18 protein-coding genes are annotated in these 14,274 nt (G+C 57.4%); 6 read left to right on the forward strand and 12 right to left on the reverse strand.

What is annotated here, in order from left to right; all coding sequences use genetic code 11:
• Positions 1–595: 595 nt before the first annotated feature.
• The 4 genes from AC1DJO_RS20135 to AC1DJO_RS20150 form a co-directional block, all read right to left on the reverse strand.
• Positions 596–772, reverse strand: coding sequence for a hypothetical protein (locus tag AC1DJO_RS20135; RefSeq protein WP_477972638.1), 177 nt, complete (start codon positions 770–772; stop codon positions 596–598).
• A 64-nt stretch (positions 773–836) separates the two neighbouring features.
• Positions 837–1,085, reverse strand: coding sequence for a DUF1488 family protein (locus AC1DJO_RS20140; protein ID WP_310296027.1), 249 nt, complete (start codon positions 1,083–1,085; stop codon positions 837–839).
• Positions 1,086–1,183: 98 nt separating this feature from the next.
• Entirely contained in the window at positions 1,184–1,474 is a 291-nt protein-coding gene (locus AC1DJO_RS20145) for a hypothetical protein (RefSeq protein ID WP_310295845.1), read from the reverse strand.
• Between the two features lie 716 nt (positions 1,475–2,190).
• A complete protein-coding gene (locus AC1DJO_RS20150; protein ID WP_310296029.1) occupies positions 2,191–3,093 on the reverse strand; it encodes a LysR family transcriptional regulator in 903 nt (300 codons plus the stop codon).
• 106 nt (positions 3,094–3,199) lie between these two features.
• On the opposite strand from AC1DJO_RS20150, the gene AC1DJO_RS20155 reads away from it, so the two are divergent.
• On the forward strand, positions 3,200–3,949 hold the full coding sequence (locus tag AC1DJO_RS20155; RefSeq protein ID WP_112538802.1) for a glucose 1-dehydrogenase: 750 nt from the start codon (positions 3,200–3,202) through the stop codon (positions 3,947–3,949).
• Positions 3,950–3,975: 26 nt separating this feature from the next.
• A complete protein-coding gene (locus AC1DJO_RS20160) occupies positions 3,976–4,371 on the forward strand; it encodes a nuclear transport factor 2 family protein (RefSeq protein ID WP_310295849.1) in 396 nt (131 codons plus the stop codon).
• A gap of 202 nt (positions 4,372–4,573) precedes the next feature.
• Here AC1DJO_RS20160 and AC1DJO_RS20165 read toward each other — a convergent pair whose 3' ends face one another.
• The gene (locus AC1DJO_RS20165; protein WP_112538801.1) at positions 4,574–4,951 is read right to left on the reverse strand and encodes a hypothetical protein; all 378 of its coding nucleotides are present in this window, start codon (positions 4,949–4,951) and stop codon (positions 4,574–4,576) included.
• A gap of 551 nt (positions 4,952–5,502) precedes the next feature.
• Between AC1DJO_RS20165 and AC1DJO_RS20170 the strand changes: the two genes are divergently transcribed.
• Both AC1DJO_RS20170 and AC1DJO_RS20175 read left to right on the forward strand, forming a co-directional pair.
• Positions 5,503–5,871: a hypothetical protein gene (locus AC1DJO_RS20170; protein ID WP_310295851.1), complete on the forward strand. Its 369-nt coding sequence runs from the start codon at positions 5,503–5,505 to the stop codon at positions 5,869–5,871.
• 96 nt (positions 5,872–5,967) lie between these two features.
• Positions 5,968–6,945 carry a magnesium transporter CorA family protein gene (locus AC1DJO_RS20175; RefSeq protein ID WP_310295853.1) on the forward strand — a complete coding sequence of 326 codons (978 nt, stop codon included), beginning with the start codon at positions 5,968–5,970 and terminating at the stop codon, positions 6,943–6,945.
• A 79-nt stretch (positions 6,946–7,024) separates the two neighbouring features.
• Here the strand turns inward: AC1DJO_RS20175 and AC1DJO_RS20180 are convergent, their stop codons facing one another.
• Entirely contained in the window at positions 7,025–7,540 is a 516-nt protein-coding gene (locus AC1DJO_RS20180; protein WP_310295855.1) for an ACT domain-containing protein, read from the reverse strand.
• A gap of 369 nt (positions 7,541–7,909) precedes the next feature.
• Here AC1DJO_RS20180 and AC1DJO_RS20185 point away from each other — a divergent pair, with 369 nt between their 5' ends.
• Positions 7,910–8,212, forward strand: a complete 303-nt coding sequence (locus AC1DJO_RS20185) for a BA14K family protein (RefSeq protein ID WP_477972714.1) — start codon at positions 7,910–7,912, stop codon at positions 8,210–8,212.
• A 136-nt stretch (positions 8,213–8,348) separates the two neighbouring features.
• On the opposite strand, the gene AC1DJO_RS20190 is transcribed toward AC1DJO_RS20185, so the two are convergent.
• The 4 genes from AC1DJO_RS20190 to AC1DJO_RS20205 all read right to left on the reverse strand — a co-directional run bounded on the left by AC1DJO_RS20190 (position 8,349) and on the right by AC1DJO_RS20205 (position 12,353).
• Positions 8,349–8,885 (reverse strand): cytochrome b, encoded by a 537-nt coding sequence (locus tag AC1DJO_RS20190; RefSeq protein WP_442208255.1) that lies wholly within the window; start codon positions 8,883–8,885, stop codon positions 8,349–8,351.
• On the reverse strand, positions 8,882–9,928 hold the full coding sequence (locus AC1DJO_RS20195) for a catalase family peroxidase (RefSeq protein ID WP_477972643.1): 1,047 nt from the start codon (positions 9,926–9,928) through the stop codon (positions 8,882–8,884). The genes AC1DJO_RS20190 and AC1DJO_RS20195 overlap by 4 nt, the downstream gene beginning before the upstream one ends.
• A gap of 155 nt (positions 9,929–10,083) precedes the next feature.
• Positions 10,084–11,604 (reverse strand): mechanosensitive ion channel domain-containing protein, encoded by a 1,521-nt coding sequence (locus AC1DJO_RS20200; protein WP_310295858.1) that lies wholly within the window; start codon positions 11,602–11,604, stop codon positions 10,084–10,086.
• 350 nt (positions 11,605–11,954) lie between these two features.
• The gene (locus AC1DJO_RS20205; RefSeq protein ID WP_112386565.1) at positions 11,955–12,353 is read right to left on the reverse strand and encodes a VOC family protein; all 399 of its coding nucleotides are present in this window, start codon (positions 12,351–12,353) and stop codon (positions 11,955–11,957) included.
• Between the two features lie 88 nt (positions 12,354–12,441).
• Here AC1DJO_RS20205 and AC1DJO_RS20210 point away from each other — a divergent pair, with 88 nt between their 5' ends.
• On the forward strand, positions 12,442–13,152 hold the full coding sequence (locus AC1DJO_RS20210; protein WP_112386564.1) for a helix-turn-helix transcriptional regulator: 711 nt from the start codon (positions 12,442–12,444) through the stop codon (positions 13,150–13,152).
• Here AC1DJO_RS20210 and AC1DJO_RS20215 read toward each other — a convergent pair whose 3' ends face one another.
• Positions 13,153–13,425, reverse strand: coding sequence for a hypothetical protein (locus AC1DJO_RS20215; RefSeq protein WP_310295864.1), 273 nt, complete (start codon positions 13,423–13,425; stop codon positions 13,153–13,155). It lies immediately after the preceding gene.
• Positions 13,426–13,429: 4 nt separating this feature from the next.
• Entirely contained in the window at positions 13,430–14,221 is a 792-nt protein-coding gene (locus tag AC1DJO_RS20220; protein ID WP_112386562.1) for a DUF899 domain-containing protein, read from the reverse strand.
• Between the last annotated feature and the right edge of the window lie 53 nt (positions 14,222–14,274).

Genomic DNA, 14,274 nt, shown 5'->3' on the forward strand with positions numbered 1-14,274 from the left:
GTGAGGCAAGAGCAATCGGGTCTCAAAGTCGGTGCGTCAGATTGATTGCAACCGATGATCAGAGCCTAGTCTCCGACAATTCGTTTATGTCGGATTATCTTGACCGACAATTGGCCGCCAGCCCTGTGCACTTTATCGGACGTTGGAAACTTCGCGTGTAGGCCTGACGTTCAGCAAAAACGCTCTATAGTCTGTCCGGTATCGTCCATTTCTATCGGGCCCCGGCGCTACGACCCGCTGCCAGAAAGCCTTTAAACAAGAGGTTGAGGGCCAACATAAGAAAGAACCGCGAGAGCTACGGTCGTTCGGGGCCGAAGTGAATCGAGAAACCACGGTCTGTCAGTTGCCGGATTGATCTGAGGAGTGCAACGGGCTCTCGCCTCCCTCCCACCTTCAATTCAAGCTCGCAAGCAAGATCGATTGGGTCGGTCATACCTCGCTTGGACAAGTCTGATCAGCAATCTTGCAGCGAGATTGGAGGCGCATTGACCCATACATTTGTGCTGTGGCCAGAATCCCCCAGAAGTTCTGCGATCAAGGTCAACTGTTCGGTGGTGACGTAGCGCACGTTTCCGGAATACATGACGGCATACACTCACCGTGTCGTCAGCACATCTCGCTCTGCGCTCAACTTTCGATAGAGGGCATTAAGCTCCGCATGTCTGGATTCCTTGATATCGGGGGACGCCATCTCGGCATCCAGTTTTTTCAGCTCTAGTGCGATTTCCATCGATCTCGCTTCATTGCCGTCTGACGATCTGAACCTGATCATGTTGTTCTCCGTGAAAGGCTGCCGTTGAAATCTGCCAATGCCGGCGGTTGCGTTATCAGGCAGTTCAAGCCATATCCTGGAGACTGAGTGTCAGGTTATTGCTTCGGCGTCGCTCATAGAGTTTGGCTGCCGCTTCCAGCACTGATGCCCGGTCGCTGTCGAATGCGCTGAGGCACCGCGCCGCCGTCCTCTGCTTCAACGCTGACGCCTCAACCAGGAATTTGACTTCAAACATGCCGTCGTATCCGGTGAAGCGTACGCCGTTCTTTATTTCGTCGAAACTTCGGCTTCGGTTGGGAAACACTAGCGACATCTTGGTCCGACCTTTAATTTTCGCAGTTTTATGGCGCAAACCAATGACGCCAATCAAGCGACCAACTGACTTCCGAAGTTTGCTGGCGAGCGGCGTTATTACGTGGCAGTCGTGTCGCGGTGCGGTAAGCCTGGGATTGCGAACGGATGTAGCGCTTTACTCGATACGCGGGTTTTCATTTCGTAACGACCAAAGTGATTTTCGAGCTCGGTTTGAAGATCCACCGGATGTTCCATCCCTGCCTGAAACGATTTGATCAGTAGTTTCCCTGCGGGTGTCACGCGCGTGCCTGTCAGCTCGTGGCTTGAGTAGCCCGCATCTTTCAGCACATTTTGAAGAAAGTTGATATCGGCGACTGTTAGAAGGGGAGGCGAAAGTGCGGAAGACATTGTGTCCTCCTTTCGGTCGGGGCTAGGGCGTGATGACCCTAAAGCAGCAGCGCCCTGAACATGGCTTACTGAAGGAAGAACCCTGCGCTTCTAGAGCGAAGAAAGCAAACGAATACGAGCCTTCATCGAAACCGGAGGAATAATCGCTGTCTGTAAAGCGAAGTTGATGGCCGTTGGCCTTATCATCCAGCGCCAACGAAAGGCTCTGGACAGAACCGGTGGCGGAAACACAGAAGCCCATCCGGCGTTTCGCGAGCGATGACGAGAGTGATATCGAACGATCGTGTATTGTGACTTTTCCTGGCGCTCAATCCGGAAGGGACGCATCCCTCCAGGAGCGAGAGGCAGCTGGCAGATTTCGCTTCAACCAAGTGCAAAGGAAAATCGCAACATGTCGCACATTGACCCGCGCTGTCTTGCCGTCCGTTTGATGCAAGGACCACGACGGGAAGACTATCTTACATTGCATGGAAAATCCTGATGATGAAAGACCCTCGAAGGTTCGGAAATATGAGCAGACGCTACAGCACAATATCGGCAATGCTGCGTTTCTAGTTTCCTGGCCAGTGTCCAATGAGAAGCGAGTTTTAGGAGCACAGAGATCTATATGAAAGCGCTCAGTCGGTCGGTCTCAATGGGCCGATGCGAGCTTCCTCGCGCTCGGACGCAAGCTTCCGAGTTGTTAGCGGCGCAGAGCTAAAAACGCATCTCGATCGTCACTCAGCCAGGACGTCTTTCGGGAATCCTGCCGCAAGCCCATCGATAAATTTGCGCACCGCTGGCGGCAGGCCGCGCCTTGTCGTGAAAACCAGATGGACAAGCCCTTTCATGCCGCGCCAAGCGGGAAGAACACGCACCAGCTTGCCTTCGCCCAGTGCCTGTCTGCAGCTATGATCTGGAAGTAGTGCCACGCCGAGGCCGGCAAGGGCTGCCGTGCGGACGGCAGTGAAGTCGGCGCAGCCAATCCTCGGTTCGTGTCGCAACGTATGCATCCGGCCCTCGTCGGTCTCCAGGAACCAGTTTACTTCGCCCTGATCGTCGGTGGTCGATAGCGTTGGTTGAGCAGCAAGGTCCTCGACCGAGCCAATGCGGCTTGCGATCTGCGGGCTGGCCACGAGGATTCGGGTCGAGTTTCCAAGTGAGCGCATCGTCAACGAGGCATCGCCTTCCAGTGAGGTGCGCACGCGCAAGGCCACGTCGATCCGCTCCTCGATGAGATCCACCGGGCGGTCGATAGCCACCAGCTGCAAGCGAACTTTTGGGTATTGAACAAGGAAGCGCGTGACGAGCGGAGAGATCGCCTCGACGAGCCCGGTCGGACAACTCATGCGGATCGTCCCATGCGGCTCCGATTGCGCTTCGGCAACGAGCGCCTCAGCACGTTCGGCTTCCGTCATCATGGCCCTGCAACGCTCGTAGAAGGACTTGCCAACATCGGTTACGCGGAAACGCCGGCTTGAGCGTTCGATAAGACGGACACCAAGGCGAGCCTCCAGTCCTGCCACCCGCCGACTGAGTTTCGACTTGGGTTCGCGCAGTGCGCGGCCCGCCGCCGCGAACCCGCCGTGGGCGACCACTTCCGCAAAATAGACAAGGTCATTCAGATCGTACCGCATCATCGTTCTCCGTTTGGAACGATGGGTAACAGATTTGACGGCTATTTGCATAATCGTTCCGCTGTCATGTTTTTTCAACGGCACTAGACCGTCCACAAGGAGCAACACAATGAGAACTTTTGAAAACAAGGTTGTAATCGTCACGGGCGGCACAAGCGGCATCGGACTTGCGACAGCACAGGCATTTTCGCAGGCAGGCGCATCGGTTTTCATCACCGGCCGGCGCAAAGATGCGCTTGATGCAGCCGTCAAGACGATAGGCGGCCGCGTCACCGGCGTGCAGGCCGACATGAGCAAGCTCGTCGATATCGACCGCCTCTACGACGCCGTCCAGCAGAAGCATGGCCATATCGACGTCGTCTTCGCCAATGCCGGAGGCGGCGAGATGGCGCCGCTCGGCGCAATCAGCGAGGAGCACTATCAGAAAACTTTCGATACCAACGTGAAGGGCACGCTATTCACTGTTCAAAAGGCACTGCCGCTTCTGCGCGACGGGGCCTCGATCATCATCACCTCATCGACGACCAGCATTTCCGGCACGCCGGCCTTCAGCGTCTATTCTGCGACAAAGGCGGCGGTGCGCAATTTCGCGCGCAATTGGATCCTCGATTTGAAAGATCGCCATATCCGCGTCAACGCGATCTCCCCGGGCGTGACCGATACGGCTGGCCTCAACGAGTTGTTCGGCAACGGCCAAAGCGCCGAGAACACCAAGAACTACCTTGCCGGCCTCATTCCGGCAGGCCGCGTTGGTCAGCCCGAAGAGATCGCTAAGGCCGTGCTGTTCCTGGCTTCGGACGACGCTTCCTTCATCAACGGTGTCGAGCTGTTCGTCGATGGCGGCCAGGCACAGATCTAGGCTCATCGCCGCAAGGGAGAACCATCATGGCTGATATCGCCACGCTTCTTGAGCGCAACCTTCAGGGCATTTTCGGGGAGGGGGACGATACCCTCCGGCGAGAGGTCGCCGAAGAAATCTTTCATGACGATGCCGTGTTCGTCGAACCACACGGGATCTATCGCGGACGAGACGAAATCGTCCGGATAGCTGGGATCATCCGAGCCTTGCATCCGACATTCCGATACTCGACGCTCGGGCGTGCTGACGTGCTGCATGATAAGGCGGGACGCTTGCGCTGGGTGTCGGGTGTGCCGGGTGAACCGCCGGCCTATGCGGGCACCGACTTCATCGTCGTAAGAGATGGCCGGATCGCCGCCGTTTACCTGTTCTTTGATGGTGCGCCTGATCCGACCAGTCCGGCTTTGAACGATGATCAATGACCGGCGGATCTCCAAGACAAGTTCTCGCCTAGTAAACGGGCCTGATACGCCTGCCGTCCGTCACTTCTTGATAATTAAAAACAGGTCTCGGCGTAGTCGATTTGCGACGGTCGGAGATCGGGCAGAAGAGCTCGACCGTCGTATGGCCCACGATCTGTCGCCAACACGTTGGCTCCTTGACGCGTCGCCTCCGGCGACGCGATCAACCCTTGGTCTTGCTTGTTTTCGTTGAAGCCGGAAAACCTCCCGTCTGCTTCAAGAACACAATGGTTTCAGCGCAGACCTCGCGCCTGCGAGCCTCTCGAAGCGCCAACAGCCGCCTCTTGTCACCAGGCGTCACATCTGTGCCGCCGGCCCGGTATGCGAGCTCATCGGTTTCAACAAGATCGATCAGGAGGTTGCGCATGATGCCATTCATTTCGTGAAGATTGCGCATTTCCAACATCGCCGTTGAAGTCCGCATTCTTCGCGAAATCGCGTCGTCGATAGACTTTTCCGTCAGTTTCGTTTTGACGACGAGGTAGCGAGCGGCCAGCACGCCGAGTACTGTAAAAATAAAGATAAAGACGGTGACAAGCATGACGACGGGCTCCTAGTGCCGAATAAATCGTGCTCGGCAACGGGTTGGTCAATGCCCTCCCGCAGAAAGTCGCGAACGGAGTGCCATATGACATTCAGTGTGTCTCCGGCTGGAGGTAAACACGGTCGCGGTGGTCCGGCCGCTTGTGGGCGTCTCACCTTTGAGCTTTGTGCCGCAACGATCGCGGCGCACGATGGGCAGACTGGAGACGATTCGATTATGAATCTCTGCCGCTAAGCGCCTTGAGTAACGAGGTGATGATTGCAGCAATTTTTCGAGACTTCACAGGGCCTGCTGGCAATCGGAGCGATCCTTGGGGCAGGTTGCGTCACACTTGGGGCGCTGATTCCCACTTTTACGTCCGTCCTTTCCCGCAGGCGGTCAGCCTCTGATGAACGAAGCGCGGCCATGCAGGCGGTTCTGGCTTTGGACGACTTCGTGGGGTCGAGCTATTCAGCCGTTCACGACACCCCGGAATTCAATCCGATGAACGAGGACAAGTTCGTCTCCACACTCCCGATCCGGTCCTGGCGTTGCCATCGCCGGATCGCTTGGAGCTCCTTGATGAGGAAATTGCCGATGAAATCATGTGGCTTGGCAATCGCGTCCTTAACTTGGGACGTGCCCTTGATGCGCTCGATCTCTCGGCTCGAAATTTTGATGGCTTCTTCGAGCGTCGGCGGGAAGGCTACACAGTCCTTGCGGCGCAAGCGATGGACCTGATCGACCGTCTGGTCAGCGAGTACGCGCTACGTATGCCCGACAAGCCTGATTATTATCGGCAGGGGGAGGGCTTTGTCCGCGTCCTGCAAAGCTCGGGGGAAAGCCGGCAAAGCACACGGACGGCGCGTCAGGTCAACAAGACGACCGGTTCCAACGTGACCCAGCTGTTTCCGAAGGCAACCGACGACGCTGACTGACGGCCCCCAAAATAGACCCGGCGACCTTTTGGCACCTCGCGGCTGAGGCAACGACATCGTATCTATCCCTGCTATCGCCGCCCCCAGGAGCCGACTTTGCTGAAAATCTATCGCGACATTGACGGAGCCGTCAGGGCAGGTGCAGCCGATGACTCATTGCCTGGTCACGTCATCTGGATGGACCTCCTCGATCCCGACGAAGAGGAGATCGCATTCGTCGAGCGGCGTGCAAGGGTAAGAGTTCCAACACGCGATGCCCTGAGCGAAATTGAGGTATCGAGCAGGCTTTCCAAAGAGGGGGACCGGCTTTACCTGAGCGCACCCGTCGTTGGTCATGCTACAACCGAGCACGCCGAGCTCTCGCCGGCAGGCTTTATCGTCGGCCCTGACTTTCTGGTGACCATCCGCTTCGACGACTTGCCGGCTTTCGATGCTGTTGCGGAACGGATAAAACACGATGAAACGCTTGCCAGCGGCATGGGTGTTTTCGTGGCGCTACTGGAGGCCATCGTCGACCGTGGTGCTGATGTTCTTGAGCATCTGGCCGCCGCAGTAGACCAGGTGTCCCGGACGGTCTTCAAAGGAAACCTCAAAGGTTCGGCCTCTCCCCGCAGTGCCAACTTTACGCTGCGACGCGCGCTTTCTAAAGTCGGCGCGCTCGGCGATCGATCCTCGAAGGCCCGCGATGTCCTCCTCGGCATTGGCAGGATGGCCTCATTTACCTTGGATGTGTGTCACGAGATGTTGTCGGACGAATTCCGCGACCAGCTCCACGCGGTGACCAAGGACGTCTCCTCGTTGAGCGACTACGAAACGCATCTTTCGGACAAGACCCAATTTCTCCTGGACGCAGTTCTCGGCTTCATCACCATCGAGCAGAACGACATCTTCAAAGTGCTAACGATCGCCTCGGTGGTCGGCGTGCCCCCGACCCTGTTGGCCGGCATATGGGGCATGAATTTCAAGTTCATGCCGGAGTTGGGCTGGGAGTGGGGTTACCCGTTTGCCTGGACGGCCATCATCCTGAGCGCCATCGCGCCTCTGGTCTGGTTCTGGCGGCGGGGATGGTTTTGAGAATCCCCAGTTTGCGGAATCGGAGGCTGTGAATTGTCGACCCGGATGCTCGGCTCTGCCGGGGGCCTCGGGTGAGACTTTAGAAAGCGGGTGCCAGCGAGACGAGCTCGTGTCCTGCTTCCAACAACAGACCTCGTGACCGCTCAACGTCGTACTGCTTCAGCAATAGGTAGTCGCCATTGAAGGTGGATACCAGGAATATACCGACACCATTTTCCGAAAGTGGACGTATGACCGACAGGACGATGCCCGTCTCCCCGAACGCGAACGGGCCAATGAACTTGAAAGCCGTCCACCCGCCGTCTTTGGAAACGCCGTCAGGCACACGGTCAGCCAGGCATACGATCGATAGTTCGTCGTCCCCGCGGCTTACAGATCCAAAGCCTGGTCCGGACCACCATCCGGGCAACTCTGCGGTGGCGTCCAATTGAACTATCGCGTATTCGCCATCGAGTTCAGCAATCTTGATTGTAGGCATGCAGGTTTCCCGGGGAGATCTATTTTCACATTGGAGAATGGAATAATCTGCAGGTCCGCCAGCTGTTCTGAAACTGACAACCGCATTGCAGCACTTACTGTCGGTCTCGATCGTCAACGATTATCCCTCCCGATAGTGAACGATTTTCAGTGTCTCGCGTTCTCTGATCCGACAAGTTTATTTTGCCTCGGGGACGTCATGAAGACCATTGCATTGTTGGGTTCTGGAATCACCTGCGCAGTCGGCTCCTGCATTGCGGCAGCTTCGATTGCGTCCATCATTATGGCAGCGCCCGAACGCCATACATTCGCAAGCGAAACCGCATCGGACCTGTGGACTACAGCGCCAGTCAGGATTGATCGGTCGGCTCAGTCGTTCGAAAGGGTTCCGGCTCAGTTTTCGACATACGCCCTCGCGCAACCATCTGCGAATACGGGTCTTGCCAAAGGCCCGGCCACAGTCGCCGCACCAGTCGTGAACACGGCAATGTCGAGCCAGCATTTGAGCTGGTGCGTTGACCGCTATCGCTCCTTCGATGAGAAGACCAATACTTACCGCTCGTTCAGCGGCCAGACTCGTACCTGCTACTCGCCTTATGAAAGCGGTCCTTCGACCACCGTTACGGCTGCTGAAAGTGTCCAGCCTACGTCCGTGACGGCCGCGGCCGCCTCATGGTGCTCTGCCCGTTACCAGTCATACCGTGTCGAGGACAACACCTACCAGCCCTATGACGGCCCGCGAAGGGCTTGCGAGGGTCCGCGTGCGCCTAGCGAGGTGGCATCCAGATAGCCCGAGCACACCGGATACCTTGCGAAACGTTAGCGGCTGACCTCGAATGAAACGGCTTGGTCCGATCGGCGTTTCTGCGAGGCACGTACGCGTTCTTATTCACATCTCGTGAGATAACGCCGTCCGAGCAAAGGCACTATTTGCCTGGCAACATTGTCTGAAGAACCCCGTCGCGGCGAACCAACCCGTGAAACAGTGCGGCCGCGAGATGCATCACGACGAGTGCGAAAAACGCGAAGGCCAGATAGAAATGTGCGCTCCAGAGTACAGCGTGCAGGCTCGCGCTCTGCGGCAGGATCGGGGGAAGACGGACACCGCCATAGAGCACAATCGGATAGGCCGCTGCCGACATCATCGCCCAACCAATGAGCGGCATGGCGATCATCAGCAGGTATAATGCAAGATGCGACAGATGGGCAGCGAGTTTCATCGGCAGCGGTAGATCTGGTGGCAGAGCCGGGGCACCCGATATGAAACGGACCACAAGACGAACCACGGCGAGAACGAGGATGAGGATTCCCAGAGTCTTGTGTGTCACCAGCAACGCAACGTACCGCTGACCGATCGTCGAGACCATCCCGACGCCGATGAATAGCATGGCCAGAATTCCGACAGCCATCAGCCAGTGCAACAGACGCTGGGCGGAAGAGAAACGTGTTGTGATGCCGGTCATGGTTTCGCGCTCGCTGCTGTTCGGGGATAATGGCTCGCTTCACTGGTTCGAAGATCATAGGATCTGGCATAGGCAGCCGATCGTGCTGCAGGAAATGGATCATCGGAAACTTCGATGCCGTCCGGCAGAACTGTCGGGTCGAAATTGATATCCCGGCACGGGCCGTCCGCCTCTTGCTCGATTTTTTCCACCACAAGCGTTCCAGCTTCCACCGTCCTTCGTTCAGGCGGCCAGGCCTTTGTCGGATCGGATGTTGGATCTGAAGGGTCGGCGACTGTCAGAACAAGGGTCCAGCGCTGGGGCGACTTGGATACACGGTCGATGATGTCCTCTTCAAGATGATTGGGGCCCAACTTTGCGAAATCCTCAACTGCGATCGTCACAGGCTGAGTTTCGGGCCGCAGTGACCAACGCACCGCGTTCTTGGCCCCGTCACCATTCGTAAAGATGAATGCATTCAGGCTATTGAAGGTCACCTCGGCATAGCTGGCTGTCCAAGGGGCCTTGCTTGCCCACTCGCCGAATGCGGCAAATTCGGGACGTGCTGCCACAAAGCCCTTCATGGCATCAGGGTTCTTGCTCTTTGAAGCCTCGAGCAGGTCATAAAATCCCTGCGGCGTCGAAACCGCGAAGACGGGCGGGTCAATCAGCGCCATGCGCCAGACGTTACCGTCCGGAGCTGAAATTTGCACACCGATGCCGCGCACGCGCACGGTAGGATCTGCTGCGTTGGGATCAGGCGTTGCGAGGTTGAAACGTCCGAGAACCGGATATCGTCCCGCGATGAACAACGGTGCCTTCGAAAGCGCGACAGCGTTGCCATTGGCTTCGAAGTTGCCCGTGAAGCACACCCCCTTCGCATGATTTCTCCGATGCCCCAGCGCGGGTCCGCCAGGAGGCGCCAGAGCGGCGACAAGCTCCATGGGTGTTAGGCGTCCGGGTGTGAGCCATCCGGCAGTGTATGCAAAGGCGCCGACGCTGAAGCCCACGACTGCACTGATCAGTACGAGGGATCCGAGGGCGGAATGCTGCGAGCCCGGCATGAAAAACTCTCCGTCGTTTCAGTTTTTCTGTGATGCTGGAAATCGATTGTGATGCGACGACAAGTGGTGCTGGGGATGCTTCACCTGCTTTCAGGTTTTGAAGAATGGCATTGTTGTCCATCGCGGTCAAATCGGAGGTCGCGGTGGAGGCGGCCTCAATGCCCCGAATGCGGAACCTGAAAAAGATGACGGATTCTTGCTGTAATCGAGGTCGGGTGCTGATCTGCTGATTGCCTCAAGTCGTTTGAAAGGTGAATCTCGCTTTCGACGCGTCGCGTCAATAGCAGTCCGAGCTCTTCTGCAAGTCCAGGACGGTCTCGCATGACGCCAGCCAGGACCTCTTTAGAGATTTCGTAGACGACGACAAAGGTGAGCGCGCGCATTCTGGCCGGTTCGACCGCACCCATGAGGACCCCACGTTCGCCAAACAGGTCGCCAGGCGCCAATCTCGTGATCTCGCTCATGACCCCTTCAATCTCACGCTCGACGACGACCACCCCGCTTCGCACGATCATCAGGGACGTCAAAGCAGCGTCCTGGGCAGCGATGACGACATCCTGTTTGAAGGTCAGCCGCTTCATCTCCTGCGCAAGGTTCTCCCTTTCGTCCTCTGTCAGAGTGGAGAACAACCCTATCGAGCTCAGGAGCCTCCAGGGAGTTCCCGGGTGTTTGGATGTCGCATCCTGAACCTGAATTATGCCGGCCGATGCGTTGGCCGGTGGACCGAGCTGTATTCCAGCCGCTTTGGCATGCCTGTAGGCAAGGTCGTAGATCTCATTTCGTGCCGCTGCGATCTTCGAAATCCCCGACACGCGGAAGGAGAGCTCAACATCAACGCCTGATGCATCCATGCCGACAATCGAAACGGATGGAGGCGGAGATTTGAGAATGGAATTGGCGCTGAGCAAGACCGCCTGCATTGCCTGTTCAATCGTTGCCGGGCTGCGGGTTGGAAGCATTCGAACCGTCACGGTAGCGCCATGGACCTCGTCGGGAGCGGTGAGGTTCGTCAGACGAGCCTTCGCAAGCGCGCTGTTCGGCACGATGATCAGATCGTTGGTGCCGCTCAGCAGGTGAGTGGAGCGCCAGTTCGTCTCCACCACCCGGCCCTGAACATTGTCGTCAAGCACAATCCAATCGCCGACATTATAGGGCCGGCCGAGATTCAGTGCGATGCCGGAAAAAACGTCGTTGAGGGTACTTTGCAGTGCCAGACCAAGGACGATTGCGAAAACGCCGGATGTGGCGATCAGGGTGCCGACCGGCAGACTGAACACGAAGGCAATAATCGAGAGAGCCGCGCCGACGTAGATGATGCCCACAAGCAGATCCTGTATCAGCCGGCCCTCTCTCGGATTTCGCTCGAAAATCAGAAACAGCCGAACCGAAGCGACAAGGACCATTGCAGTGCCGATCCACCACGTCGTTTTCGCAAGGCCGAGAAACAAACGGTGTGTCAGATCCTCGGCCGTCATATCGGTCGACCATGGCGCGACACCGTTGGCGATCAGCAGGACCGTCAGCATCACGAAAAACACGACGTGAGCGGAAAACCGCAGCGCGGGCCGTCCTCTTGCAAAGACTCTCGCTGTCAGAATCAAGACCACAAGGGTCACGAACTGAGAGATCGGGTCACCGAGAACACGGCCTATCAGCGTAGAAAATGGGTCTGACATGGCGTCTCCTGGATGATGCTCGAACCAACCTTACCCCAGCGCCGCATGGTGGCAATCGACGGTCAACAGGAATCTTCGCACCATTCTGCCTATTCTGAACCATTCAAGACCTACCTTCGCGCAGCGATAGTTTTTACCGGGCCATCCGGTCGACCTTCCCGAGCAAGGCTCGGCGACCGATATCGCGGCGTCTAGGATAGATATTGTTTTCATAGATCTTTTCGATGAAAAGACGCAGCTCCCTTCCAAATGAGAACTTCTTCGTGTGAAGCATTTTCCTGGCCGTACATATGCATCCGGCACCGCTTCTTGCTTCACGAACGTTGACAATGCTCGCGTCTGGAGCGCCATCAGCGGCTGCCAAACCGAGCTCTTGCTTCTTCCGTCGCGGGCATGAAGAACGATACTAGCGTGCCCTCAGGGTCTCTGAACTGGAAGGTGCGATTGCCCCAAGGTAGCAGTTTTGGCTCGTGCACCACTTCGACATTGCTCTTAAGGCGTGAGAACTCCGCATCGATATCATCGACCAAAAATTCGAGTATCGCGGACCGGTTGGCGCCCGGCGTGGCGGTTCCGGCCATGAAGAGACCCACTGTCTCGGCTGCGCCGATCGCCAATGTCGCGCCAGGCGTCACTATCTCGGCAAAGACCGGCGCCAGCCAGTCAGCGGCGGTATCCGTCACCAGTTCGTAAAACGAAACGGCGGCGGTGATGTCGCTGACGATAAGGCGGGTGGATGCAAGTCTCATGATCTATCTCTCCAATAACGCCGCTTGGTCGGCATTGAGACCTTGTAAGCGAAGCCTCCTGACAGCATGGTGGCAGCAGGAGTGAGCCATGCGTCGTGCCGACCGTCTTTTCCAAATCATCCAGATCCTTCGTCGCTCGTCGCGTCCGGTAACGGCAACCATGCTTGCCGGCGAGCTGGAGATCTCGATCCGCACAGTCTATCGGGACATGGCCGATTTGATTGGTCAACGTGTCCCGATCGCTGGCGAAGCGGGCTTGGGCTATATTCTCGATTCAGACTACGACATGCCGCCCCTCATGCTCACACCTGATGAGATCGAGGCGGCCGTGCTTGGCGCCCAGTGGGTTGCACAGCATTCCGACCCATCGCTTGCAGCTGCTGCCCGCGATCTGATTGCCAAAATCGCTGATGCCATACCGGAAAGACTGCGCCCCCACATTGCTGAACCGAGCATTGGCACCAAGCCGAAAGCCGGCGATGCCGCAGAGATCGTCGACGCAAGGCAGCTTCGCAGCGCCATCCGCACCGGTATGAAGATCAGGCTCCGCTATCACAGCGAGCGTGGGGAGCACACGGAGCGGATCGTTTGGCCAGTCATTCTCGGTTATGCTGAAGCCTATCGGATGCTGATCGCATGGTGTGAGACCCGAAGCGATTTCCGCCATTTTCGTACCGATAGGATGATTGCCGCCGAAGTTCTTGAAGAGCCTATCGGCTTGCGAAAAGGCGAACTGCGGCGTCGTTGGGAAAGGTGGCGAAACGCCCGGGATCCTTCAGCATTCCCATTCAACACCTGATCAGGTGTCACGGTTGTGCCGCTTGCCGAGCAGATGCACCCACGGGACAAGATGGGCAATCGCCATCAGCACATACATCAGCACCATCCCGCTTAGCATCGAGCCGCCGTCGCTGGCACAGATCGTCATTGTTGATCGATCGCCAGCATTCAGGAAAGCCATGACGCCAAAGACAGGAGCGGCGGCAAGGTGTAGAAAGCGGCTGATCGCCGTGGTCCGATATCGGCCGGCGGAAGCGCCGGCCATGCCGTTGTGAATGAACGATCTGCGCACGGCGCTAGACTCCGTAGCGATCGTGATGGCGCCACCAGACGCCTTCCTCATTGCGCCCGAGTGGTGCCCGGTCGAGCCATTGATACATGCCCCAGAGGCCATCCAGCCCGCGGGCGTAGGATGAATAGGTGTGATAAATCTCGCCGCCATGCAAGGCAAAGGAGCTCACACCTGGCCGGTCGCGTGTATAGGTTGCTACATCAGTGCCCGTCATCGAAGCGATCTGCGCGACGGGCCCCTCGCTGCCCTTGAGCTCCCATTGTTGCACCGTCTCGGCGAGCGGTTCGGGCATCGGTGGCTCACGGCGATAGTTGTACTCGATGCCACCGTTCACCTGCTCCTCCGGCGTGAACCAGACATTGAAGTCGTGATTGAAATCACTTTCCGCTGAAGACGCCCAGTCGAAGGTCCATCCCATACGCTTCTTGAATTGCTGCAGTTTGACGAGTGGTCCGCGCGAAACGGCCCAGAAGGCGACGTCATGGTTTTCCAGATGTACGAAAATGCCGTTGAACCCGTCAGCTATCGATGAACAGGAGGGGCAGCCCGCTGTATAGTCCGTGCCGAACATGAAGTGGTAGACGAGGAGCTGCGAGCGCCCCCGGAAGAGCGCCGAAAGAGGCACGATGCCCGCATCTGTCTGCAACTGATATTGTTTGTCGATCTTCACCCAGGGGAGCTGGCGGCGGTGCTCCGCGATTTCGTCGCTGCGCCTTGTCAGCTCTTTTTCTTCTTCAAGAAGGGCAAGCCGGGCTGAAAGCCATGCCTCGCGCGTGCCAGTCACAGTGGTCGTCATCATCTTTCTCCTCATCAAAATTCTGCAGGCGCTTCACGTAGCCGGCAGATCGG

The organism is Rhizobium sp. 05N430 (genome assembly GCF_056396985.1).

What these genes read in the sequence shown, in the direction of transcription:
- AC1DJO_RS20190 (WP_442208255.1), bottom strand. Translation starts at nt 8,885, where the DNA reads ATGACCGGCATCACAACACGTTTCTCTTCCGCCCAGCGTCTGTTGCAC.
- AC1DJO_RS20200 (WP_310295858.1), bottom strand. Translation starts at nt 11,604, where the DNA reads ATGTCAGACCCATTTTCTACGCTGATAGGCCGTGTTCTCGGTGACCCG.
- AC1DJO_RS20185 (WP_477972714.1), top strand. Translation starts at nt 7,910, where the DNA reads ATGTCGAGCCAGCATTTGAGCTGGTGCGTTGACCGCTATCGCTCCTTC.
- AC1DJO_RS20210 (WP_112386564.1), top strand. Translation starts at nt 12,442, where the DNA reads ATGCGTCGTGCCGACCGTCTTTTCCAAATCATCCAGATCCTTCGTCGC.
- AC1DJO_RS20140 (WP_310296027.1), bottom strand. Translation starts at nt 1,085, where the DNA reads ATGTCGCTAGTGTTTCCCAACCGAAGCCGAAGTTTCGACGAAATAAAG.
- AC1DJO_RS20165 (WP_112538801.1), bottom strand. Translation starts at nt 4,951, where the DNA reads ATGCTTGTCACCGTCTTTATCTTTATTTTTACAGTACTCGGCGTGCTG.
- AC1DJO_RS20145 (WP_310295845.1), bottom strand. Translation starts at nt 1,474, where the DNA reads ATGTCTTCCGCACTTTCGCCTCCCCTTCTAACAGTCGCCGATATCAAC.
- AC1DJO_RS20220 (WP_112386562.1), bottom strand. Translation starts at nt 14,221, where the DNA reads ATGACGACCACTGTGACTGGCACGCGCGAGGCATGGCTTTCAGCCCGG.
- AC1DJO_RS20150 (WP_310296029.1), bottom strand. Translation starts at nt 3,093, where the DNA reads ATGATGCGGTACGATCTGAATGACCTTGTCTATTTTGCGGAAGTGGTC.
- AC1DJO_RS20160 (WP_310295849.1), top strand. Translation starts at nt 3,976, where the DNA reads ATGGCTGATATCGCCACGCTTCTTGAGCGCAACCTTCAGGGCATTTTC.
- AC1DJO_RS20155 (WP_112538802.1), top strand. Translation starts at nt 3,200, where the DNA reads ATGAGAACTTTTGAAAACAAGGTTGTAATCGTCACGGGCGGCACAAGC.
- AC1DJO_RS20205 (WP_112386565.1), bottom strand. Translation starts at nt 12,353, where the DNA reads ATGAGACTTGCATCCACCCGCCTTATCGTCAGCGACATCACCGCCGCC.
- AC1DJO_RS20135 (WP_477972638.1), bottom strand. Translation starts at nt 772, where the DNA reads ATGATCAGGTTCAGATCGTCAGACGGCAATGAAGCGAGATCGATGGAA.
- AC1DJO_RS20195 (WP_477972643.1), bottom strand. Translation starts at nt 9,928, where the DNA reads ATGCCGGGCTCGCAGCATTCCGCCCTCGGATCCCTCGTACTGATCAGT.